At 70.5% G+C, this 21720-nt stretch carries 23 protein-coding genes; 20 read left to right on the top strand and 3 right to left on the bottom strand.

What is annotated here, in order from left to right:
• Positions 1–178: 178 nt before the first annotated feature.
• The 14 genes from ACYU7L_RS18340 (at position 179) to ACYU7L_RS18275 (ending at position 12750) form a co-directional block, all read left to right on the top strand.
• On the top strand, positions 179–952 hold the full coding sequence (locus tag ACYU7L_RS18340) for an MlaE family ABC transporter permease (protein WP_460799709.1): 774 nt from the start codon (positions 179–181) through the stop codon (positions 950–952).
• On the top strand, positions 952–1791 hold the full coding sequence (locus ACYU7L_RS18335; RefSeq protein ID WP_460799707.1) for an MlaE family ABC transporter permease: 840 nt from the start codon (positions 952–954) through the stop codon (positions 1789–1791). The genes ACYU7L_RS18340 and ACYU7L_RS18335 overlap by 1 nt, the downstream gene beginning before the upstream one ends.
• Before the next feature lie 4 nt (positions 1792–1795).
• A complete protein-coding gene (locus ACYU7L_RS18330; protein ID WP_460799704.1) occupies positions 1796–3112 on the top strand; it encodes an MCE family protein in 1317 nt (438 codons plus the stop codon).
• A complete protein-coding gene (locus ACYU7L_RS18325; protein ID WP_460799702.1) occupies positions 3109–4170 on the top strand; it encodes an MCE family protein in 1062 nt (353 codons plus the stop codon). The genes ACYU7L_RS18330 and ACYU7L_RS18325 overlap by 4 nt, the downstream gene beginning before the upstream one ends.
• The gene (locus ACYU7L_RS18320; protein ID WP_460799700.1) at positions 4170–5156 is read left to right on the top strand and encodes an MCE family protein; all 987 of its coding nucleotides are present in this window, start codon (positions 4170–4172) and stop codon (positions 5154–5156) included. The genes ACYU7L_RS18325 and ACYU7L_RS18320 overlap by 1 nt, the downstream gene beginning before the upstream one ends.
• Entirely contained in the window at positions 5156–6331 is a 1176-nt protein-coding gene (locus ACYU7L_RS18315; RefSeq protein ID WP_460799697.1) for an MCE family protein, read from the top strand. The genes ACYU7L_RS18320 and ACYU7L_RS18315 overlap by 1 nt, the downstream gene beginning before the upstream one ends.
• A complete protein-coding gene (locus ACYU7L_RS18310; protein WP_460799694.1) occupies positions 6328–7575 on the top strand; it encodes an MCE family protein in 1248 nt (415 codons plus the stop codon). The genes ACYU7L_RS18315 and ACYU7L_RS18310 overlap by 4 nt, the downstream gene beginning before the upstream one ends.
• A complete protein-coding gene (locus ACYU7L_RS18305) occupies positions 7572–8828 on the top strand; it encodes an MlaD family protein (protein WP_460799692.1) in 1257 nt (418 codons plus the stop codon). Before ACYU7L_RS18310 ends, ACYU7L_RS18305 begins: the two co-directional genes overlap by 4 nt.
• A complete protein-coding gene (locus ACYU7L_RS18300) occupies positions 8825–9436 on the top strand; it encodes a hypothetical protein (protein WP_460799689.1) in 612 nt (203 codons plus the stop codon). Before ACYU7L_RS18305 ends, ACYU7L_RS18300 begins: the two co-directional genes overlap by 4 nt.
• 4 nt (positions 9437–9440) lie before the next feature.
• Positions 9441–10169, top strand: a complete 729-nt coding sequence (locus ACYU7L_RS18295; protein WP_460799687.1) for a hypothetical protein — start codon at positions 9441–9443, stop codon at positions 10167–10169.
• A 69-nt stretch (positions 10170–10238) separates the two neighbouring features.
• Positions 10239–11210, top strand: a complete 972-nt coding sequence (locus tag ACYU7L_RS18290) for an NAD(P)/FAD-dependent oxidoreductase (protein ID WP_460799685.1) — start codon at positions 10239–10241, stop codon at positions 11208–11210.
• A 1-nt stretch (position 11211) separates the two neighbouring features.
• On the top strand, positions 11212–11700 hold the full coding sequence (locus ACYU7L_RS18285; protein WP_460799683.1) for a pyridoxamine 5'-phosphate oxidase family protein: 489 nt from the start codon (positions 11212–11214) through the stop codon (positions 11698–11700).
• A 7-nt stretch (positions 11701–11707) separates the two neighbouring features.
• Positions 11708–11899: a ferredoxin gene (locus ACYU7L_RS18280; RefSeq protein WP_460799681.1), complete on the top strand. Its 192-nt coding sequence runs from the start codon at positions 11708–11710 to the stop codon at positions 11897–11899.
• 95 nt (positions 11900–11994) lie between these two features.
• Positions 11995–12750 carry a glucose 1-dehydrogenase gene (locus ACYU7L_RS18275; protein ID WP_460799678.1) on the top strand — a complete coding sequence of 252 codons (756 nt, stop codon included), beginning with the start codon at positions 11995–11997 and terminating at the stop codon, positions 12748–12750.
• 67 nt (positions 12751–12817) lie between these two features.
• On the opposite strand, the gene kstR is transcribed toward ACYU7L_RS18275, so the two are convergent.
• Positions 12818–13420 carry a cholesterol catabolism transcriptional regulator KstR gene (gene kstR / locus ACYU7L_RS18270; protein ID WP_460799675.1) on the bottom strand — a complete coding sequence of 201 codons (603 nt, stop codon included), beginning with the start codon at positions 13418–13420 and terminating at the stop codon, positions 12818–12820.
• Positions 13421–13628: 208 nt separating this feature from the next.
• Here kstR and ACYU7L_RS18265 point away from each other — a divergent pair, with 208 nt between their 5' ends.
• Genes ACYU7L_RS18265 through ACYU7L_RS18255 form a run of 3 tightly spaced genes read left to right on the top strand, consistent with a single transcriptional unit; the run spans position 13629 to position 16765 of the window.
• Entirely contained in the window at positions 13629–14909 is a 1281-nt protein-coding gene (locus tag ACYU7L_RS18265) for a glycosyltransferase family 4 protein (protein WP_460799673.1), read from the top strand.
• Positions 14896–15615: a class I SAM-dependent methyltransferase gene (locus ACYU7L_RS18260; protein WP_460799671.1), complete on the top strand. Its 720-nt coding sequence runs from the start codon at positions 14896–14898 to the stop codon at positions 15613–15615. The genes ACYU7L_RS18265 and ACYU7L_RS18260 overlap by 14 nt, the downstream gene beginning before the upstream one ends.
• Positions 15616–15622: 7 nt before the next feature.
• On the top strand, positions 15623–16765 hold the full coding sequence (locus ACYU7L_RS18255) for a prenyltransferase (RefSeq protein WP_460799669.1): 1143 nt from the start codon (positions 15623–15625) through the stop codon (positions 16763–16765).
• Here ACYU7L_RS18255 and ACYU7L_RS18250 read toward each other — a convergent pair.
• Positions 16724–17410: a class I SAM-dependent methyltransferase gene (locus ACYU7L_RS18250; protein WP_460799667.1), complete on the bottom strand. Its 687-nt coding sequence runs from the start codon at positions 17408–17410 to the stop codon at positions 16724–16726. The two genes, ACYU7L_RS18255 and ACYU7L_RS18250, sit on opposite strands and share 42 nt — an antisense overlap.
• Before the next feature lie 85 nt (positions 17411–17495).
• Here ACYU7L_RS18250 and ACYU7L_RS18245 point away from each other — a divergent pair, with 85 nt between their 5' ends.
• Entirely contained in the window at positions 17496–19658 is a 2163-nt protein-coding gene (locus ACYU7L_RS18245; RefSeq protein ID WP_460799665.1) for an acyl-CoA dehydrogenase family protein, read from the top strand.
• A 148-nt stretch (positions 19659–19806) separates the two neighbouring features.
• Here the strand turns inward: ACYU7L_RS18245 and ACYU7L_RS18240 are convergent, their stop codons facing one another.
• The gene (locus tag ACYU7L_RS18240; protein WP_460799663.1) at positions 19807–20646 is read right to left on the bottom strand and encodes a sulfurtransferase; all 840 of its coding nucleotides are present in this window, start codon (positions 20644–20646) and stop codon (positions 19807–19809) included.
• A 30-nt stretch (positions 20647–20676) separates the two neighbouring features.
• On the opposite strand from ACYU7L_RS18240, the gene ACYU7L_RS18235 reads away from it, so the two are divergent.
• Positions 20677–20835: a hypothetical protein gene (locus ACYU7L_RS18235; RefSeq protein WP_460799661.1), complete on the top strand. Its 159-nt coding sequence runs from the start codon at positions 20677–20679 to the stop codon at positions 20833–20835.
• A 114-nt stretch (positions 20836–20949) separates the two neighbouring features.
• The gene (locus ACYU7L_RS18230; protein WP_460799659.1) at positions 20950–21714 is read left to right on the top strand and encodes an ABC transporter ATP-binding protein; all 765 of its coding nucleotides are present in this window, start codon (positions 20950–20952) and stop codon (positions 21712–21714) included.
• Positions 21715–21720 lie beyond the last annotated feature (6 nt).

Below are 21720 nucleotides of genomic sequence, written 5' to 3'. Positions count from 1 at the left end.
CCTGACCACAACGTGAGACGGGCTTCAGGCCCCTCGAGAACCCCCCGGTGAGCGTGACCACCGGGGGGTTCTGCTCGTTGTGGCACAGAAGGTAACTCGGAGTTCGAACTGCCGTTGTGGAAAATGAGAACAGGTTCTATTCTCGCTCACGGCCGTCGCTAACAGGGGAGGTGGGACGATGGCATTCTCGGCTGTGTCCCTCTTGCGTGGCCCCGGCGAGCTCGCCGCGATGGTGGTCGACGTCACCAAGCTGATCTTCACCACGAAGTTCCAGACCCGCGAGTTCATCGAGCAGGCCTGGTTCATCACCAGCGTGTGTCTCTTCCCCACGATCCTCGTCTCGATCCCCTTCGGCGCCGTCATCTCGCTGCAGGTCGGGAGCCTGACCGGACAGCTCGGCGCGCAGTCCTTCGCCGGAGCCTCGGCGGTGCTCGCGGTCGTTCGCGAGGCCGCCCCGATCGCCGCCGCCCTGCTCATCGCGGGTGCCGCGGGGTCGGCGATCTGCTCGGACATGGGCGCCCGCAAGATCCGCGAGGAGATCGACGCGATGGAGGTGCTCGGCATCAACCCGCTGGAGCGCCTGGTCGCGCCCCGCGTCGTGGCGACCGTGTTCGTGGCCCTCGGCATCAACGGGCTGGTGATCGGCGCCGGCATCGGTGGCGGCTACTTCTTCACCGTGATCATCCAGGGCGGGTCGGCGGGCGCGTTCCTGTCGTCGTTCACCGCGCTGGCCAGCCTGCCCGACCTGTGGATCGCGATGGTCAAGGCAGCGGTCTTCGGGTGGCTGGCCGCCATCGTCGGGGCCTACAAGGGCCTCAACGCCGGAGGCGGGCCCAGCGGCGTCGGTCGAGCGGTCAACGAGTCGGTGATCGTCGCCTTCATGCTGCTGTTCTTCCTCAACGCCATCATCACGGCGATCTACTTCCAGGTCGTCCCACAGCCGGGGTTGTGATGTCTGCACTCAGTGAGTTCGGGTCCGCGTTCTACAGGGAGCGCCGCGCCGGTCTGGAGGAGCGGGGCGACCAGTTCCTCTTCTACGTCAAGGCACTGGCCTGGACGCCGCGCGCGCTGACCCGCTACCGCCGCGAGATCTGGAACACCCTGGCCGAGGTCGCCTTCGGCGTCGGCGGCCTCTCGGTGATCGCCGGCACGGTGGGCGTGATCGCGTTCCTGGCGTTCTTCGCCGGCACCGAGGTGGGCATCCAGGGCTACGCGTCGCTCAGCCAGCTCGGGGTCGCGAAGTTCACGGCGTTCATCTCCGCCTACTTCAACACCCGCGAGGTGGCCCCGCTCGTGTCGTCCATCGCACTGGCGGCGACGGTCGGGTGCGGCTACACCGCCCGGCTCGGCGCGATGCGGATCTCCGAGGAGATCGACGCCCTCGAGGTGATGGGCATCCCGTCCCTGCCGTTCCTGGTGACGACGCGGATGATCGCCGCCTTCATCGCGGTCATCCCGCTCTACGTCGTCGCGCTCTTCTCGTCGTACCTCTCGCCGCGGCTGATCACGACGATGATCTACGGGCAGTCGGCCGGCACCTACGACCACTACTTCCTGCAGTTCCTGCCGCCCATCGACATGCTGTGGTCCTTCGGCAAGCTGATCTTCCTGGCCGTCGCGATCATCCTGATCCACTGCTACTACGGCTACACCGCCTCGGGCGGGCCGGCCGGCGTGGGCATGGCCGTGGGGCGCGCCATCCGGACCTCGATCGTCACGGTCGTGGTCGCGGACTTCTTCCTCAGCTTCGCGATCTGGGGCTCCACCACCACCGTGCGGATCACGGGGTGACGCCATGCTCGTGAACGTCCACCATGACAGCCCCGCCGAGCACCGGCGGCTGCTGCTCTTCGGCGTGGTCTTCGTGACGATCATGGCGATCCTCATCTGGTTGGCCATCGCGGTCTACCAGAAGAAGTTCGAGCCGGTCACGATGGTCACGATGAAGGCCGAGCGAGCCGGTCTCCAGCTCGCCAAAGGCGGCGACATCCGGGTGCACGGCGTCCTCGTGGGGCAGATCCGCGAGATCTCCCAGGACGGCGAGGAGGCGGTGATCAAGCTCGGCCTGAAGCCCGAGGCCGCGACGTCGATCCCGGCCAACGTCAGTGCCCAGATCCTGCCCACGACCCTGTTCGGCCAGAAGTACGTCGCGCTGATCGACCCCGAGAAGCCGGCCGAGGACAGCCTCGAGGACGGCGACGTGATCCCCTCGGACCGAGTGGAGACCAACGTCGAGCTCAGCCGGATCCTCGGCAACCTCTTTCCGCTGCTGCGGGCCATCTCCCCGGCCGACCTCAACGCCACGCTCTATGCGCTCTCCACGGCGCTGAGCGGACGCGGCGAGCAGATCGGCGGACTGCTCGACGACATGGACGGCTACGTCACCCGTCTCAACACCCGGCTGCCCACTCTGCGCAAGGACCTGGTGCTGCTGGCCGACGTGGCGAAGAGCTATGAGATCGCCGCCCCCGACCTGGTCCGGCTGATGCGCAACGCCACGGTGACGGCCAAGACGCTGGCGGAGAAGGAGGACGCGTTCTCCGCGTTCCTCGGCGACCTGACCGGCATGGCGCAGACCACCTCCCGGGTGCTGGCCGAGAACGAGGCGGGGCTGATCAAGCTGGGCCAGCTGTCGCGGCCGCTGCTGCGGCTGATGGACACCTACTCGCCGGAGTACCCCTGCCTGCTGCGCGGCCTGGACCGCTACACCGGTCGCCTGGCCGAGGTCTTCCAGAACGGCCGGGTCAACCAGATCCTCGAGCTCGGCTCGGTCCAGAGGCCGGCCTACGACGCGGGGGACAGGCCGGTCTACGGCGAGGTCGGTCACGGGCCCTGGTGCGTGGGCCTGCCCGACCCGGAGGTGCCGATCCGGCCCATCCCACTCAAGGACGGCAGCGACCAGGACGAGCTCACCGGCCCCACCCTGCCCTTCGCCTCGAGATCCTTCGCCAACCCCACCAGCGGCTACGCCGGCACCCCGGCGGAGCAGCGGCTGGTGAACACGCTGCTGGCCTCCCGCGGCGGGACGTCCTCCCCCAGCAGCTCCAGCCGAGGGTCCCTGGCCACGCTGCTCTACGGCCCGCAGGTGCGCGGAACGCGGGTGAGCCGATGAGCTCGCGCAACACCGTCACCTCGCTCGCCGCGGTCAAGCTGGGGATCTTCACGATCTGCTCGCTGCTGGTCACCGGGCTGCTGGCCACGATCATGGGCGGCTTCAGCTTCGGCGACCAGACCACCTACCGCGCTCTGTTCACCAGCGCGAGCATGCTCGAGAAGGGCGACGACGTCCGGATCGCGGGCATCCCGGTCGGCGAGGTCCGCTCGGTCGAGCTCGAGAACCGCAGCCAGGCCCTGGTCACCTTCCGTGTCGACAGCGACGTGGAGCTCACCGAGGCCAGCCGCGCCGAGGTCCGCTACCTCAACATCGTCGGCGACCGCTACCTCGGTCTCGAGCAGGGAGTGCCTGACTCGCCGGCGCTGGAGGAGGACGCGGTCATCCCGCTGGAGCGCACCCAGCCGGCGCTCAACCTCACCGAGCTCTACAACGGCTTCCAGCCGCTCTTCTCGGCACTCGAGCCCGAGGACGTCAACAAGCTCTCGCTGAACATCATCCAGGTCCTGCAGGGGGAGGGGGGCACGGTGAAGAGCCTGCTGGCGGAGACCGCCTCGCTCACCAACTCGATCGCCGACCGCGACGAGCTCATCGGCGAGGTGATCACCAACCTCTCCACGATGCTGGAGACCGTCGACACCCGGCGCACCCAGCTCAACCAGCTCGTCGTACAGCTCAAGGGCTGGATGCGGAACCTGTCCAAGGACCGCACCTCGATCGGCGACTCCATCGAGAACATGTCCACGCTCACCGACACGGTGGCCGACCTGCTCACCCAGGCGCGTCCGCTGCTCAAGGACGACGTCGCCGAGCTGCGCAAGCTGATGACGCTGCTGGCCAAGCCCGAGAACCAGAAGGTCCTCACCGAGCTGCTCGACCGGCTTCCGGAGGCGATGACCGATCAGACCCGGATCGGCACCTACGGGTCCTGGTACAACTACTACCTCTGCGACTTCGAGGGCAGCATCAAGCTCCCCGACCTCGGCATCGACCTGAGCGTCATCCAGGACAGCCTCAACGACCTGTCGTTCCACAGCACCGCCCCGAGGTGCCAGTGATGGCGCGCGGACGGAGCGACGCAGCGGTCCTGCGCCTGGGAGCGATCACGCTGGTGATCCTGCTCGTGATCATGGCGGCGGCCTTCAACCTGCAGAAGTTCCCGGGCTTCCGCGGTGAGGGCTTCCACGCCGAGTTCGCCGACGCCAGCGGCCTGCGCAAGGGGCACATGGTGCAGATCGCGGGCAAGCGCGTGGGTCGGGTGCAGAAGCTGAGCGTCGAGAAGGACCGGGTGCTGGTCGACTTCGAGCTCGACGCCGGCATCGAGCTGGGGGAGGAGACCCGGGCGTCGGTCGAGGTGCTCAACCTGCTCGGCGAGAAGTACCTCGAGCTCAGCCCCGAGGGCAGCGGCGAGCTCGAGCCGGGCAGCACGATCGCGCTGGAGCGCACCCGCTCGGCGTACGACATCGTCGACGTCCTCAGCGACCTGACGCTCACCACCGAGGGGATCGACGACAAGCAGCTCGGGACGGCGCTCGACACGCTCGCCACGACCCTGGAGGGATCCAGCGACGAGGTCCGCTCCAGCTTCACCGGCCTCTCCCGGCTCTCCCGCTCCATCGCCAAGCGCGACGACAAGCTGGAGGCGCTGCTCGGTCGCTCCAACTCCGTGAGCACGCTGCTCGCCGACCGGCGCGGCGACCTCGTGGACCTGATGGCCGACAGCAGCCTGGTCTTCGACGAGCTCGACCGGCGCCGCAAGGCGATCCACCGTCTGCTCGTCAACGCGCGCAAGCTCTCGGTCTCGCTCGAGGGCGTCGTCGACGACAACGAGGACCAGCTCGCTCCCGCCCTGAAGGAGCTCAGGACCGTGACCAGCATGCTCAAGCGCAAGAAGAAGGAGCTGCGGGCGACGGCCGCGGCGGTCGGCCCCTACGCCGACATCCTCGGCAACATCGTGGGCACGGGGCCGTGGTTCGACGCCTACCTGGTCAACCTTGGCGGCCTGGCCGGCGAGTTCCTGCCCGGACCGCGGGAGACGAACTGATGGCCACCTGGATCTCGAAGCGCTACCCGCTGCGGGGCGTGGCCGTGGCGGCCGTGGTCGCGCTGGTGCTGACCGGGCTCGTGGTGGTCTTCGACGGCCCCGAGACCAAGACCGTGACCGCGCACTTCTCGCGGGCGGTGAGCGTCTTCCGCGGCACCGAGGTCCGCATCCTCGGCGTCACGATCGGCGAGGTGACGGCGGTCGTGCCCGAGGGCGACTCGGTGCGGGTGGAGATGGCCTACGACGCGGAGTACGACGTGCCGGCCGACGCCCAGGCGGTCATCGTCACCCCGACCCTGGTCGCGGACCGCTTCGTGCAGCTGACGCCGGTCTACACCGAGGGCAAGGTGATGGCCGACGGCGGCGAGATCCCGCTCCAGGAGACGGGCACCCCGGTCGAGCTCGACCGCATCTACGCCAGCCTGGAGATGGTCTCCGAGGCGTTGGGCCCCAACGGGGCCAACCGCGACGGCTCCCTCAACGACCTGCTGAAGGCGGGCGCCGACACGCTCGACGGGCAGGGGGTCGTCATGAACCAGACGATCCGCGACCTCTCCCTGGCCGCCGAGACGTTCGGCGACAACAGCGGGGACCTGTTCGGCACCGTGCGCCAGCTCGGCCTCTTCACCCGCACGCTCGCACGCAACGACCGCCTGGTGGATGACTTCATGGGCGACCTGGGGCGGGCCTCGCGGCAGCTGTCCGGCGAGCGTCGCGAGATCGGCAAGGTGCTGAGGGCGCTGGCCAGCGCGGTCGGCAAGGTCCGCGGCTTCGTGCGCGACAACCGCAAGGCGGTCACCGGCGAGGTGGAGGACCTGACCGTGGTCCTGGACGCGCTGGTCCAGGAGAAGGAGTCGCTGGCGACCTCGCTGGAGAAGGGGCCGCTGGGTGCCGGCAACCTGGCGCTCGGCTTCGACACCAAGACCGGCTCGCAGAACGCACGGATCCAGATCGGGCCCAACATCGAGGACCTCGACGGGTTCCTCTGCGCGATCGTCAAGAACGCCGGCGTCCCCGGTGCGGGTGGAGTCTGCCGACTGCTCAAGGGACTCCTCGAGCCGCTGGGCCTGCGCCTGCCCGACCTGGGCGCCCGCGCCGGTGTCGAGACGACTCGCGTCCCGGGTGAGGCCGTCCCGGCCGACTCCTTCGCCGGCCTGCTGGGAGGTGGACGATGACGAGGGACGCCTCGCCCGGCGCGGCCCGTCGTACGGCGTGCCGCGGGCCCCGGCTGGCGGCTCTCGGCCTCAGCCTGGCGCTGGGCACGTCGGTGCTCACCGGCTGCGACTTCGACGGCGCCTACGACCTGCCGCTGCCGGGCAGCCCGATCGCCGGGGAGGAGGCGTTCACGATCACCGCCGACTTCGCCGACGTGCTCAACGTCGTGCCCCGCTCGCCGGTGATGGTCAGTGACGTGACCGTGGGCGAGGTGACCGAGGTGGAGCGCAAGGGCTGGGCCGCCGAGGTCACCATGCGGATCCGCGCCGACATCGAGCTGCCGGACAACGCGGTGGCCGAGATCCGCCAGACCAGCCTGCTGGGCGAGAAGTTCATCGAGGTGAGCGCCCCGGAGGGCAAGGCGGTGGGCGCTCTCGGTGAGGGCGACCACCTGGCGCTGCGCGACACGAGCCGCAACCCGGAGGTCGAGGAGGTCCTCGGGGCGCTCTCGTTCCTGCTGAGCGGCGGCGGCGTGGGCCAGATCAAGGAGATCAGCACCGAGATCAACGAGGTGATGACCGGCCGGACCGGGCGGGTCAAGCACCTGCTGCGCGAGCTCGACTCGCTGGTGGGGACGCTCGACGACCAGAAGGACGACATCATCGCGGCGATGGAGTCGCTGAACTCGCTCACCAAGACGCTCAACCGCGAGAAGAGGACCATCGGGTCGGCCCTGGACGCGACCGGGCCGGCGCTCAAGGTGCTCAACACCCAGCACAAGAGCCTGATCACGATGCTCGGCTCGCTCGACAAGCTGGGGCGCGTCGGCACCCGGGTCATCAACGGCACCAAGGACAACCTGATCGCCGATCTCAAGCACCTGAAGCCGATCCTGCGCCGCCTCAACGAGACGGGGGACTCGCTGCCTCGTGGGCTCTCGCTGCTGATCAGCTTCCCGTTCCCGCAGGAGGCCATGGAGAACGTCAAGGGCGACTACGCCAACGCGCTCTTCGGCCTCGACGTGTCCCTCGAGGGGATCCTGCAGGCCGCCGGCGTCACGCTCGACGAGGACGGCATCAAGATCCCCGGCCTGCCGACGATCCCGCTCCCCGACCTGGGGGGCATCCTCGACTCCCTCGGCCTCGACCTGGGGCTCAAGCAGTCGGCCGGCAAGCAGAGGCAGGGCGCTCAGCAGGCCGGCGCCCCGGCGATCGACGACCGCGTCGGCACCGACGGCGGCCTGCTCGCGGGAGGACTGGGATGAGCACCGGAGTCCGGATCCGACTGGCCGCGTTCGCCGTGCTGGCCGCGGTCGGCGTCGTCTACATCACCGGCACCTACCTCGGCCTGGTCGACCGGGTGCTGGGGCGCGGGCTCGAGATCCACGCGACGCTGCCGTCGTCGGGCGGCCTCTTCGTGGGCAGCGAGGTGACCTACCGCGGGGTGAAGGTCGGCAAGGTCTCGGCCATGCACGTGACCCGTGAGGGGATGCGCGCCGACCTCGCGATCGAGGAGGGCACCGAGATCCCGCTGGACTCCAAGGTCTATGTGCACAACCTCTCGGCGGTGGGGGAGCAGTACCTCGATCTCGAGCCCGCCGACGGCAAGGGGCCCTACGCCGAGGACGGGGACACCCTCGAGGGCAGCGCCGAGAGCCTGCCGGTCGCGGAGGAGGACATCCTCATCGAGCTCGACGAGTTCGTCAGCTCGGTCGACGAGCAGGACCTCAACACCGTCCTGCGCGAGCTCGGCACCGCATTCCGTGACACCGCGGACCCCCTGCAGCGGATGCTCGACGGGGGAGACAAGTTCCTCACCGCCGCCATCGAGAACGAGGACGCGACGTTCGCCCTGCTCGAGGACGGCGGGAAGGTGCTGGCGACCCAGCAGCGCAACGAGGAGAACATCCGCAGCTTCGCGCGCGACCTGGCCGACCTCACCGGGACGCTCAAGGCGCGCGACCCCGAGCTGCGCGACGTGCTCGAGGGCGGAGGGTCCGCGGTGCGCGAGGTGGACGCCCTGATGCAGGGGCTGGAGCCGACCCTGCCGATCTTCATCAGCAACCTCGTCACCCTCAACCAGGTGGTGACGGCCCGGCTGCCCGCGGTCGAGCAGCTGCTGGTGACCTTCCCGAAGATGGTCGCGGCCGGGTTCACCGGCACCCCCGGCGACGGCTACGGCCACATCAACCTGCAGTTCGCCCAGAGTCCCGGTCCCTGCCGGGACGGCTACAAGCCGAGCAGCGAGTGGCGCGACAGCACCGACCTGACCGACACCGAGCCCTACCCGGCCCGATGCCTGCAGGGCCCGCCCTACAACATGCGCGGATCGAAGTACGCCCCCAAGTTCGACGACGGTACGGCGAGCCGGGTCGCGCCGTACGACCCGGTCACCGGGGTCGTCGAGGGCTCCGGAGACGACGCCGACGTGATCGTCGGACACCAAGGAGGACTTCAGACCGTGTTCGGAGATGACTCGTGGCGATGGATGCTCATCGGACCGATGGAGCCGCAGTGAAGAGCCTGACGAAGGACCCCGCCCAGGAAGGCGACCTCCAGGAGAGGGACGCCGCGGCCAGTCCCGAGGCCGAGCAGGCACCGGAAGGGGCAAGCACGCCCACGCGGCGGCGCGGGCCGACGGACCGCACCTGGAGGCGGATCATCGTGGCGCTCGCCGTCCTGGCGCTCGGGCTCGCGGCGGCGGTCGGCTTCGAGGCCTGGCAGGGGCGCGACGAGGGGGGTCTCGCCGAGCAGCACCGCGAGGTGGCCCGGGCGGCCGAGGCCGAGACGGTGGCCTTCCTGAGCGTCGACCACCGCGACATGGACGCCGCCATCGACAAGGTCCTCGACGGGGCGACCGGTGACTTCAAGAAGGACTACGCCGCGCGGCGCGAGGAGATCATCGAGGCCGCCACCCTCAACAAGTCGATCTCCACCGGCGAGGTGGTGGCCCTCGGCGTCGGCGAGATGGACGACGACTCGGCGCTGGTCTACGTGGCCGCCAACAGCGAGGTCTCCAACACGAGCACCGACGGCACCAAGCAGCCGCGCTACTACCGGCTGCAGCTCGACATGACCCTGGTGGACGGCCGCTGGCTGGCCTCCGACGTGAAGTTCGTGGGGTGAGCAGATGAGCGACGAGAAGACCTGTCCCTATTGCGCGGAGACGATCCGGGCCGCGGCGATCAAGTGCCGCTACTGCCACTCGGACCTGACCGGGGCGCCCGCAGAGCCCGCGGAGCCCGTCGTCGATGACGCGGAGCCCGAGGCGCGCGTCGAGCCCGAGACCGTGAGCGAGGCGGCCGACGAGGACCCCGTGCCCGCTGCCCCGTCGCGGCGCCGGCTGCTCCCGGCGGTCGCGGCGCTGCTCCTCGTGCTGGTGGGCGCGCTCGGCACCGTCTGGGGGCTGATGCTCACCGGCGACGACGCGGCGGCCGCGCCCGAGGGCGGCACGCCCCTCGCCGAGGGGACCCAGATCGTCGGCGACGGCGCCAAGCAGGCGGCGATGGTGGCCGCCACGGAGTCCGTCGAGGAGGTGCTCTCCTATGACTCCAAGACCCTTGACGAGGACGTCGCCAAGGCCAAGGAGCGGCTCGACGGCACCATGCTCGACGAGTACGACGAGACGATGGCCACGATCCGCGACGACACGGTGAAGAACGAGGCTGTCGTCGAGGCCTCAGTGGTGGCATCCTCGGTGATCTCCGTCGGCGAGGAGTCGGCGAAGACCCTGCTGTTCGTCAACCAGACCACCACCGGCAAGCACCTCGAGGCGCCCCGGACCGACCTGAACCGGGTCGTGGTGACGCTGCGGCGAGACGGGGGCGTGTGGTTGGTCACAGACCTGGACGCGCTCTGATATAAACAAGAACACGTTTCAGTTTCGGGTCGCCCGCGGGCTTCCCCCAGAGGTGAAGGGACGGTCGACGTGGCATCCGTCGCAACCGACCTCGCGGTTCTCGGTGCGGGTCCGGCCGGGCTGTTCGCGACCTACTACGCCGGCTTCCGAGGACTGAGCGTCGCTGTCATCGACTCGCTGCCCGAGCTGGGCGGGCAGATCACGGCGATGTATCCCGAGAAGCAGATCATGGACGTCGCCGGCTTCCCGTCGATCAAGGGACGCGACCTCGTCGACGGCCTGGTGGCGCAAGCGGCGACCGCGCACCCGACGTACCACCTCGACCGGACCGCCACGACCCTGCGCCACGACGAAGAGTCGGTGACGGTGGGGCTCGACGACGGCACCGAGATCACCGCCAAGACGTTGTTGATCACCGCGGGGATCGGCAAGTTCAGCCCGCGACCGCTGCCGGCCGCCGAGGGGTGGATCGGGCGGGGCGTGGAGTTCTTCGTGCCGAGCTTCGCTCCCTACGCGGGCAAGGACGTGGTCATCGTGGGTGGCGGCGACAGTGCCTTCGACTGGGCGCTGCACCTCGAGCCGGTGGCGGCGTCGGTCACGCTGGTGCACCGCCGCGACGCGTTCCGCGCCCACCAGCGCACCGTCGACGCCGTACGCGCCTCGTCGGTGGAGATCCTCACCAAGGCCCAGGTCACCGGGATGAGCGGTGACGCGCACCTCGAGAGCGTGGAGATCGACGTCGCCGGGGAGGTCCAGGAGCGCAAGGCGCAGGCCGTGGTCGCCGCCCTCGGCTTCATCGCCGACCTTGGCCCGCTGCAGGACTGGGGCCTCACCGTCGAGAAGCGCCACCTGGTCGTCGACTCCGCGATGCGCACGAACCTGCCGCGCGTCTTCGCAGCCGGCGACATCACCGAGTTCCCCGGCAAGGTCCGGCTGATCGCGGTCGGCTTCGGCGAGGCCGCCACCGCGGTCAACAACGCCGCGGTCGTCATCGACCCGTCCGCCCACGTGTTCCCCGGCCACTCCAGCGAAGCAGGCTGAGGTGGGCACCCGCGACGTCGTGCGGATGTACGACCACGAGGTCGCCGCCTTCCTGCGCGAGCACCTCAAGGCCCAGGTGGCGACCGTGGGCAAGGACGGCGCCCCGCACCTGTCCACCCTGTTCTACGTCCTCGACGACGCCGGGCGGATCGCGTTCTGGACCTACGCCCGCTCGCAGAAGATCCGCAACCTCGAGCGCGACGCCCGTGTCAGCTGCCTCGTCGAGGACGGCGACGACTACTTCGCGCTGCGCGGAGCCTCGATCACCGGCACCGCCGAGATCGTCCGCGACACCGACCGGCTGCGCGAGATCGGCTCGGCCGTCGCGTGCCGGATGGCCGGCGTCGCCGACCTGGCCGACCTGGGGGAGCTGGGCATGAGCGAGGTCGAGCGACAGGTCGCCAAGCGGGTCGCCGTCGTCATCCATCCTGACCACGTCGCCACGTGGGACCACGCCAAGTTGCTCGCCGGGACCGGCGAGAGGAAGTGAGAGCACCATGCGAGTGAAGGTCGACTTCGATCTCTGCGAGTCCAACGCCCTGTGCGAGGGGCTGGCCCCGGAGGTCTTCGAGCTGGACGACGACGACTACCTGGTGGTGAAGACCGACGAGCCCGCCGCCGAGCACCACGACGCCGTACGACGCGCCGCGGCCGCCTGCCCACGGGCGGCGATCTCCCTGGAGGAGTGACCGCGAGCGGCCAGCCACCAGCACCCAGCAGCACCCCCGCTCCACCAGATCGGGTCGCGCGAGCGCGCGGCCTTCCCCCGAGAGGAAGCAACACCATGGCTCGTCTTGCCGGCAAGGTCGCCATCGTCACCGGCGGTGCACAGGGACAGGGCGCCGAGATCGCCCGGGCGTTCGTCGCCGAGGGAGCGAAGGTCGTCGTCGCGGACGTCGCCACCGAGCCCGGCGAGCTGCTCGCCAAGGAGCTCGGTGACGACGCGGTCTTCGTGCACCACGACGTCAGCGACGAAGCCTCCTGGCAGGCGGTCGTCGCCCGCGCCGAGGAGGCGTTCGGGCCGGTCACCGTGCTGGTCAACAACGCCGGGATCCTGCGCTTCAACGACATCGTGAACACCACGGTCGAGGAGTACGAGTCGGTCTTCCGGGTCAACCAGCTCGGCTGCTTCCTCGGCATGAAGTCGGTGATCCCGGGCATGGAGGCCGCCGGCGGTGGGTCGATCGTGAACGCCTCGTCGGTCGAGGGGCTCGGCGGCATGGGGTCTCTGGTCGCCTACTCAGCCACCAAGTTCGCCATCCGCGGGATGACCAAGGTCGCGGCCCTCGAGCTCGGCCCCAAGGGCATCCGGGTCAACTCCGTGCACCCCGGGATGATCGACACCGGCATGACGCGCGTGCACGGCGGCGACCTCGCGATGGAGTTCGGCGCCAGCAAGGTGCCGCTGCGCCGGGTTGGCACCCCCCTGGACATCGCGCCGCTCTACGTCTACCTCGCCGCCGACGAGAGCAGCTATGTCAACGGCGCCGAGATCGCCATCGACGGCGGTGTCACCGCGACGCACGCCTTCGGTGGCTGAGGGCGCGCGTCCTCGGGAGTCTGCCCACTCGTCACCCCAGCCGTCAGCCCAGCCGTCAGCCCACCTGTCAGCGCAGCAGCAGCCGCACGGCGACGTCCATCGAGCTCTGGACGTCGCTGGCGGCGACCCGACCGGTGACCCAGCCGACGAGGGTCGAGAGCCAGACGTCGCCGATCACCTTGGCGATCGCGATCTCCTCCTCGGTGGGCTCGTCCTCGGGTCGCTTGCCCATGGCCTGGGTGAGCATCCGGGTGAGCAGCATCCCGACGACGTGGATCTCGTTCTTCACCGAGGCGTCGGCGAACATGAAGGCCCGGGTGAGGGCCTCGGTCAGGTTGGGGTCGCGCTGCAGGGACTTGGTGGTCCGCCCGATCACGAACATCACCCGCTCGTGCGGGGTGTCGCCGGGGATCGGGACCGAGCGGCCGGCCTTCTCGGCGCGCTCGAACTGCCGGGCCAGCGCCGATACCAACAGGTGGACCTTCGAGGGGAAGTAGCGGTAGAGCGTGCCGAGGGCCACGTCGGCCTGTTCGGCGACGGCGCGCATCTGCACGGCGTCGAATCCGCCCTGAGAGGCGAGCGAGATGGTCGCGTCGAGAATGCGCTTGCGGCGGTCGCGCTGTGCGGCGGACCCGAGCTCCTCGACGGACAGCGAGCTGACGCTGCTCACGAAGCCTCCTGTTACCTGTTGGTAGGAAGCGGGCTCCCTCCGGCCCCTGCGGGAGTTGCCCGCAAGGGGCGGCCCCCGCTCCGTCTGTTGACGTTGATGACTAGGCTATCAACCTGTGAGACGGAACTGGAACACGTTTCACCTGAGTTCGAGCCGGTGAGTCCCGGGCGGGACCCCCGCGTCGGACTACAAGAGAGAGGTCGTGGCCATGCGCATCGCGCTGCTTTCGTACCGTAGCAAGCCCCATTGCGGTGGCCAGGGCGTCTACGTGCGGCACCTGAGTCGGGAGCTGGTGACCCTGGGCCACGACGTGGAGGTGTTCTCGGGGCAGCCCTATCCCGAGCTCGACGAGGGCGTGGCGCTGACCAAGGTGCCCAGCCTGGACCTCTACCGCGAGCCCGACCCCTTCCGGGTCCCCAAGCCACGCGAGTTCCGCGACCTGATCGACGTCCAGGAGTTCGCGATCATGTGCCTGGCCGGCTTCCCCGAGCCGCGCACCTTCAGCCGCCGGGTGGCGCGGCTGCTCGAGAAGCGGCTCGACGACTTCGACATCGCCCACGACAACCAGGTCCTGGGTCACGGCATCGCCGAGATCGAGAAGATGGGCCTGCCGCTCATCACGACCATCCACCACCCGATCACCTTCGACCGGCGCATCGACATCTCGACCGCCCGCAACCCGTGGCGCAAGTTCACGCTCAGCCGCTGGTACGGCTTCCTGCGGATGCAGGGCAAGGTCGCCCGCGGCCTGAGCAGGATCCTCACGGTCTCGGAGTCCTCGCGCCGCGACATCGCCAAGGACTTCGGCGTCGACATCGACCGTCTGCAGGTCATCCCGCTCGGCGTCGACGACGTGTTCGTCCCGCCGACCCAGCCCCGGGTGCCGGGGCGCATCGTGGCGATGGCGAGCGCCGACGCCCCGATGAAGGGCATCGCGACCCTGCTGGAGGCCTTCGCCAAGCTGCGCACCGAGCGCGACGTCGAGTTGCTGCTGGTCACCAAGCCCGTGGCCGGCGGACGCACCGAGAAGCTCATCGAGCGGCTCTCGATCGCCGACCACGTGCGATTCGTGCACGGGATCTCCGACGCCGAGCTGGTCGACGTGATGGGCTCGGCCGAGATCGCCTGCGTCCCGTCGCTCTACGAGGGCTTCTCGCTGCCCACCGCCGAGCTGATGGCCTGCGAGACCCCGCTCGTCGTCTCCCGCGCCGGCGCGATCCCCGAGGTGGTCGGCGAGGACGGCGTCTGCGCCGACCTGGTCACCCCCGGGGACGTCGGCGAGCTCGAGGCGGCCATCGCCGCCCTGCTCGACGACCCCGAGCGCCGGGCGCGGATGGGTGCCGCCGGCCGCCGCCGGGTGCTCGAGCGCTTCAGCTGGCGCGCGGTCGCCGCCGCGACCGCCGCCGCCTACGAGGACGTCATCGCCACGAGCCGCGCCACGGGCGCCGCCGGGAACAACCAAGGAGAGAAGATCAGTGCTGACCGTTGATTTCGACCGGCTGGGGCTGCGCCCCGGTGAGCGGGTCCTCGACATGGGATGCGGTGCCGGTCGGCACGCCTTCGAGATGTACCGCCGCGGTGCGGACGTCATCGCCTTCGACCAGGACGCCGACGAGCTCGCCGGGGTCCGGGAGCTGTTCGGCGCGATGAAGGACGCCGGCGAGGTGCCCCTGGGCGCCGAGGCGGACACCAAGGAGGGCGACGCCCTCGCCCTCCCGTTCGCGAACGGCGAGTTCGACCGGATCGTCGCGGCCGAGGTGCTCGAGCACATCCCCGCCGACATCCAGGCGATCGAGGAGCTGGTGCGTGTCCTGCGCCCCGGCGGCACCCTCGCGGTCTCGGTGCCGCGCTGGTTCCCCGAGGTCGTGAACTGGAAGCTGTCCGAGGACTACCACAACGTCCCCGGCGGTCACATCCGGATCTACACCGACAAGGAGCTCACCGACAAGGTCGTCAAGGCCGGCCTCGAGTTCGAGGGCAAGGACTACGCCCACGGCCTGCACACGCCGTACTGGTGGATCAAGTGCGCCGTCGGCGTCCGCAACGACGACCACCCGGCCGCGAAGACGTACCACAAGCTGCTCGTCTGGGAGATCATGAAGCAGCCCAAGGCGCTGCAGCTGGCCGGCAAGGTGCTCGACCCGCTGATCGGCAAGAGCATGGTGCTCTACTTCCGCAAGCCCGAGACGGCCTGAGCAGGCGATGACGAACGACGACCTGCGCGGCATCCCCTCCGTCGAGGGGGTCCTGAGCGCCGCCGACGTCCGTGCGACCGCCGCCTCCATCGCCGCCCTGCAGCACCCCGACGGCTCGATCCCCTGGGCCGAGGGCGAGCACACCGACGTGTGGAACCACGTCGAGGCCGCGATGGCGATGCTCGTCGGCGGCGAGGTGGAGGCCGCCGAGCGTGCCTACCAGTGGTGCCTCGACGCCCAGCGCGAGGACGGCTCCTGGGCGATGAAGTATGTCGCCGGCGTGGTCGAGGACCCGCGCGGCGAGGCCAACATGTGCTCCTACCTCGCGGTGGGCGTGTGGCACCACTGGCTGCTGCGCCAGGACCGGGCCTTCGTCGACCGGATGTGGCCCGCCGTACGCCGTGGGCTGGACTGGGTGACCGACCGGCAGCTGCCCTTCGGAGGGCTGGGCTGGTCGCACGAGTGGGACGAGGCGACCGGTGCCCTCGGCGAGCTCAACGCCGACGCGCTGCTCGCGGGATCGTCGAGCATCTACCAGTCGCTGCGCGCGGGAGTCGCGCTCGCCGACCTCGTCGGTGACCCGCAGCCGGCCTGGGAGCTGGCGGGCGGCCGGCTCCGGCACGCGCTGCGCGAGCACCGCGACCTGTTCCTCGACAAGTCCACCTACTCGATGGACTGGTACTACCCGGTGCTCGGCGGTGCCGTGCGCGGCGAGGCCGCCTACACGCTGCTCGCGCCGCGCTGGGACGACTTCGTGGTGCCCGACCTCGGCATCCGCTGCGTGGACACCAACCCGTGGGTGACCGGTGCGGAGACCTGCGAGCTCGTGATGGCGCTCGACGCCATCGGCGACCACGAGCGTGCCCGTCGGCTGCTGATCGACATGCAGCACCTGCGCGCCGAGGACGGCAGCTACTGGACCGGCTACGTCTGGCCCGACGAGGTGAACTGGCCGCCGGAGTTCACGACCTACACCGCGGCCGCCGTGATCCTCGCGGTGGACGCGCTGGCCGAGCTCGAGGGCCGGGGGACGCCTGGGTCGGGGATCATGCGCGGCGACAGCCTCGCCCCCGACTTCGCCGACATCGCGCTGGAGTGCGGCTGCCCCTCAGGCGACCCGGTCCCCGGCGTCCCCGCCGGTACGGCGTAGCACCCGCACCGAGCCGAGCGCCTCGGCCTCGGTGAAGGCCCCGCCGGCGAGCGCCCGCAGGTACACGTCGTACGGCGGGCGCCCGCCGTCGGCGGGGTCGGGGAACACATCGTGGATGACGAGCAGCCCGTCCCGCTGCACCCAGGGCGCCCAGCCGGTGTAGTCGTTGTGGGCGTGCTCCTCGGCGTGCCCGCCGTCGATGAACAGCATCGACAGCGGCGTGCGCCAGTGGGCGGAGACCGTCGTGGAGCGTCCGATCACGGCGACGACCTGGTCCTCCAGACCGGCCTGCTGGATGGTGCGTCGGAAGGTCGGCAGCGTGTCCATCCGGCCGATCTCGTCGTCGACGAGTGTCGGGTCGTGGTGCTCCCAGCCGGCCTGGTTCTCCTCCGAGCCGCGGTGGTGGTCGACGGTGAACACGGTCCCGCCGACCTCGCGCGCGGCGGCACCGAGGTAGATCGCGGACTTGCCGCAGTAGGTGCCGACCTCGAGCACCGGGCCCAGCGGGAGCTGGCGGCGCGCGAGGCGGTGCAGCAGCAGGCCCTCGTCCTCGGGCATGAAGCCCTTGGCGCCGAGCGCGTGGGGGAGCAGGTCTGCGGGGAGGGCGTCGGGGCCCGCGTTGGAGATGGCGTCGGGGGTGTTCACGGCGCACACCCTAACTGCCCTAGGATTGAAACACGTTCTAGTTGTTCGTCCGCGTCAGTCGTGGGCGCCGAGCAGGGGAGGCACCGTGTCGATCGGCATCAGCGAGGAGCACGCGGAGCTGGCGGCGAGCCTGCGCGGCTGGGCGGCGAGCACCGGCGGCGTGAGGGCCGCCCGAGCGGCTGAGACCGACCCGGCCGCAGGGTTCGCCGAGCAGTGGAAGGCCGCCCTCGAGATGGGGCTCCCGGGCATCGGGCTGCCGGAGACCGTGGGCGGCGGAGGTGGCTCCGCGCTCGACGTGGCGGTCGCCCTCGAGGCCTGCGCCCACGCGCTGCTGCCGGGGCCCGTGCTCAGCTCCGCGGTGGGCGGCCTGCTCCTGGCCGACGTGTCGTCGGTCGCGCAGCAGGTCGCCGACGGGGCGCACCTGGCCATCGGACCCGTGCCGTCGCTGCGCGTCGAGGGCGACCGGCTGGTGGGAGAGGTCGCGGTGGTCTGGGACGCACCGGGGGCCGACCTGCTCCTCCTCGGTTGTGGTGCTGAGGGTGCTTCGAGCGGGGAGTCGTGGTTCGTGGTGCCGGGTGGGGCTGTGGCCGTGGCGCCGCACCCGGTGCGCGACCTGTCGCGTCGTACCGGCGCGGTGACGGTCGACGTGGCTCTCGCCGACCTCGTGGCGGCGCCGGACGTGTCGGCCGAGTTGGTGGGCCGGGCGGCGGTCACGTTCGCGGCGGCCGAGGCCGCCGGGGTGGCCCGGTGGTGCCTGGAGACCGCGGTCGAGTACGCCGGGGTGCGTGAGCAGTTCGGCCGCAAGATCGGGTCGTTCCAGGCGATCAAGCACCTGTGCGCCGAGATGCTCGAGACCGCGGAGGCCCTCACCGCGGCGGCGTTCGACGTCGCCAATGCGGCCCAGGAGGTTGCTGGCGGGGCTGACGGAGCTGGGGAGCAGTGGGCGTTCGCGGCCGACGTGGCCCACGTGACGGCGCTCGACGGCGCGGTCGAGGTCGCCAAGGCGTGCATCCAGGTGCTCGGGGGGATCGGGTTCACGTTCGAGCACGACGCGCACCTCTACCTGCGGCGGGCGCTCATGCTGCGTGGACTGCTGGGGGACACCGACGCTGCGGCGCTGCGGCTCGCCGGGCGCGCGGCCTCCGGCGTACGGCGCCGGGTCGTCGTCGACCTGGAGGGGCGCGACGAGGCGGTGCGCGGCGAGGCCCGGGCGAGCGCCGAGCGGATCGCGGGACTGCCCGAGGAGGAGCAGCGCGCGGCGCTCGTCGAGACAGGCCTCCTCACGCCGCACTGGCCCGCGCCGTACGGACTCGCCGCGGACGCGGTGCAGCAGCTCGTGATCGACCAGGAGCTCGCCCGCGCCGGGGTAGTGCGCCCCGACCTGGTCATCGCCGGCTGGGCGGTGCCCACGATCCTGGAGCACGGCACGCCGGAGCAGCAGGAGCGCTTCGCGCGACCGTCGCTGCTGGGCGAGCTGGTGTGGTGCCAGCTGTTCTCCGAGCCCGGCGCCGGTTCCGACCTGGCGTCTCTGCGCACGCGTGCGGAGCGGGTGGACGGCGGCTGGCGGCTGACCGGGCAGAAGGTGTGGACCTCGGTCGCGGACCGTGCCGACTGGGCGATCTGCCTCGCTCGCACGAATCCGGACGCCCCGCAGCACCGCGGGATCAGCTACTTCCTCGTCGACATGCGCAGCGAGGGCATCGACGTGCGACCGCTGCGCGAGATCACCGGCGAGGCGCTGTTCAACGAGGTCTTCCTCGACGACGTGTTCGTGCCCGACGACTGCCTGGTCGGCGAGGTCGACGGCGGCTGGCGGCTGGCCCGCACCACGCTCGCCAACGAGCGGGTCGCGATGGCCACGAGTCGGCTGGACCGGAGCACCGAGCGGGCGGTGGCGCTGGCCGCTGACGGGGGTCTCACCGATGCCCAGCTCGTCCGGGTAGGGCGCGCCGTCGCACTGTCGACGGTGTGCACGCTGCTCGGGGTGCGGACGACGCTGCGCTCGCTGGCGGGCAAGGGGCCCGGCGCCGAGTCGAGCGTGGCCAAGCTGCTGGGCGTCCGCAACCGGCAGGACGGCGCCGAACTCGTCGTACGCCTGCTCGAGGACCGCGTCGTCACCGACGGCGACGACGTGCGCGAGGCGGTCTGGGAGATGCTCAACACCCGCTGCCTGTCGATCGCCGGCGGCACCACCCAGGTCCTGCGCAACGTGGCCGCCGAGCGGATCCTGGGCCTCCCCAGATCCTGACCCCAGCCGAGTAGGCGCATCTTCACAGCCCAGTCGGCGCAGTTTCACCCCCGAGTCGGCGCAATTTCACAGCCGAGTCGGCGCAATTTCACCCCCGAGTCGGCGTGAATTCACGCCGACTCGGCTGGTGGGGTCGGGACTGAAGAGGTCAGGGCTGGGGGCTCTGCTTCAGCGGGCGGGCGGGGTCGGCGGTCCAGGCGTTCATGGATCCGTCGTACACCGCGACGTCGCTGCGGCCGGCTTCGGCGAGGGCGAAGGCTGCGGCGGTCGCGGCGATGCCGCCACCGCAGTAGGTGACCGGGGTGCGGTCGGGATCCAGCGCACCCACGCCCTCGAACAGGGCGCGCAGCTCCTCGCGCGAGCGCAGAGCTCCCTCCTCGTCGACGAGGTCGCCGAACGGCACGTTGACGCTGCCCGGGATGTGGCCCTGGGCGAAGGAGTCGGCGTCGAGCGCGTTGACCAGCAGCACGCCGGGGTCGTCGATCGCGGCCTCGACCTCGGCTGTCGAGCGGAGCAGCTCGGGGCGCCGATGCGCGGTGAACGTGGCAGGCGGGTACGACGCCGGGCCGGCGGCGGTCTCGAAACCCGCCGACACCCACGCGTCCAGGCCGCCATCGAGCACGTAGACCTCGTCGTACCCCTCGAGCGCGAACTGCCACCACAGCCGCGTGGCCCAGATGCCGTTGGCGTGGTCGTAGACGACCACCGTGCTGTCGTTGGAGATGCCCAGCTCGCCGACGGCGGCGGCGAACCGGCCGGAGGGAGCGGCGGCGAAGGGTGCCTCGCCGTCCGGGTCGGCCAAGTCGACGATGAGGTCGGCGAACGTCGCGCCCGGCACGTGCGCCTCCTCATAGGTGGCGCGGCCGGACTCCACATGGGCGCCGTCGGCGTCGAAGGTGAGATGCACCGTCGCGTCGACGATGCGCAGGTCGTCGTCGGTGAGGTGATCGCGGAGCCACTCGGGGGACACGAAACGCTGGTCGGTCATGCGTCCAACGTAACCGGGTACCGAAGACCCATGACTACGACACCGATCGAGCCCAGCCCCGACCCTGAGGTCGTTCCCAGCGGAGACCCCGGTGGCATCCCGACGCCCGACCCGATGCCCGGGACGATGCCCGGCGAGGACCCCGGCGGGCTGCCGCCGGAGCCGCAGACCGAGCCGGCGCCCGTGTAATTGCGCCGACTCGGCGGTGAAAGTGCGCCGACTCGGCGGTGAAAGTGCGCCGACTCGGCGGGGGTGGGTCTTTGTGCTCTGCCCCCACTCGTGCCCGTCCGGCACCGTGGAGAGATGAGCGGAGTCGCTGACCCGCGGCCGGTCGTCGACGCACGGGCCGGCTCGGAGGGCACCCGGATCGACCTCGACGACGTCTGTCGCTTCTTCACCGTGGGGGACACGGTCGTGAAGGCCCTGGACCAGGTGAGCCTCCACGTCGACGACAGCACGTTCGTCGTGGTGCTGGGCGCGTCCGGGTCGGGCAAGACCACGCTGCTGAACCTGATCGGCGCACTGGACACTCCCAGCCAGGGCACCCTGCGCCTGGCCGGCGTCGAGCTCACCACCGCCTCCCGGGCCGAGCGCACCAGGATCCGCCGTCGTACGGTCAGCTTCATCTTCCAGAGCTTCAACCTCTTCCCCGGTCTCACCGCGCTGGAGAACGTCCAGTTCGGCGCCGACGTGGCGGGGCGGGCGGACGCCGAGGCCGTGTCCGCCGAGGTGCTGGAGCAGGTGGGGCTCGGGGCACGGGCCCGGCACTTCGCCCACCAGCTGTCCGGGGGCGAGCAGCAACGAGTGGCGATCGCCCGCGCGCTGGCGACCGGGAACCCGATCCTGCTGGCCGATGAGCCGACCGGCGAGCTGGACTTCCGCACCGGCGTCCAGATCCTGGAGCTGCTGCGAGCGCAGGCCGAGCTCGGCAAGACCGTCATCGTCGTGACGCACAACCGGGAGATCTCCCGGGTGGCCGATCGCGTGATCGAGCTCTCGAGCGGTCACATCGTCGCGGACGGCCCGCCACCCGGCGGTCGGACCGGCACCGCGGATCTGCACTGGTAGTCGACG

It is taken from the genome of Nocardioides pacificus (assembly GCF_054775955.1).
This window is presented reverse-complemented; position numbering and strand designations above follow the sequence as displayed.

What these genes read in the sequence shown, in the direction of transcription:
- ACYU7L_RS18325 (WP_460799702.1), top strand. Translation starts at nt 3,109, where the DNA reads ATGAGCTCGCGCAACACCGTCACCTCGCTCGCCGCGGTCAAGCTGGGG.
- ACYU7L_RS18240 (WP_460799663.1), bottom strand. Translation starts at nt 20,646, where the DNA reads ATGACCGACCAGCGTTTCGTGTCCCCCGAGTGGCTCCGCGATCACCTC.
- ACYU7L_RS18315 (WP_460799697.1), top strand. Translation starts at nt 5,156, where the DNA reads ATGGCCACCTGGATCTCGAAGCGCTACCCGCTGCGGGGCGTGGCCGTG.
- ACYU7L_RS18340 (WP_460799709.1), top strand. Translation starts at nt 179, where the DNA reads ATGGCATTCTCGGCTGTGTCCCTCTTGCGTGGCCCCGGCGAGCTCGCC.
- ACYU7L_RS18310 (WP_460799694.1), top strand. Translation starts at nt 6,328, where the DNA reads ATGACGAGGGACGCCTCGCCCGGCGCGGCCCGTCGTACGGCGTGCCGC.
- ACYU7L_RS18320 (WP_460799700.1), top strand. Translation starts at nt 4,170, where the DNA reads ATGGCGCGCGGACGGAGCGACGCAGCGGTCCTGCGCCTGGGAGCGATC.
- ACYU7L_RS18265 (WP_460799673.1), top strand. Translation starts at nt 13,629, where the DNA reads ATGCGCATCGCGCTGCTTTCGTACCGTAGCAAGCCCCATTGCGGTGGC.
- ACYU7L_RS18305 (WP_460799692.1), top strand. Translation starts at nt 7,572, where the DNA reads ATGAGCACCGGAGTCCGGATCCGACTGGCCGCGTTCGCCGTGCTGGCC.
- ACYU7L_RS18275 (WP_460799678.1), top strand. Translation starts at nt 11,995, where the DNA reads ATGGCTCGTCTTGCCGGCAAGGTCGCCATCGTCACCGGCGGTGCACAG.
- ACYU7L_RS18330 (WP_460799704.1), top strand. Translation starts at nt 1,796, where the DNA reads ATGCTCGTGAACGTCCACCATGACAGCCCCGCCGAGCACCGGCGGCTG.
- ACYU7L_RS18235 (WP_460799661.1), top strand. Translation starts at nt 20,677, where the DNA reads ATGACTACGACACCGATCGAGCCCAGCCCCGACCCTGAGGTCGTTCCC.
- ACYU7L_RS18230 (WP_460799659.1), top strand. Translation starts at nt 20,950, where the DNA reads ATGAGCGGAGTCGCTGACCCGCGGCCGGTCGTCGACGCACGGGCCGGC.
- ACYU7L_RS18335 (WP_460799707.1), top strand. Translation starts at nt 952, where the DNA reads ATGTCTGCACTCAGTGAGTTCGGGTCCGCGTTCTACAGGGAGCGCCGC.
- ACYU7L_RS18280 (WP_460799681.1), top strand. Translation starts at nt 11,708, where the DNA reads ATGCGAGTGAAGGTCGACTTCGATCTCTGCGAGTCCAACGCCCTGTGC.
- ACYU7L_RS18295 (WP_460799687.1), top strand. Translation starts at nt 9,441, where the DNA reads ATGAGCGACGAGAAGACCTGTCCCTATTGCGCGGAGACGATCCGGGCC.
- ACYU7L_RS18255 (WP_460799669.1), top strand. Translation starts at nt 15,623, where the DNA reads ATGACGAACGACGACCTGCGCGGCATCCCCTCCGTCGAGGGGGTCCTG.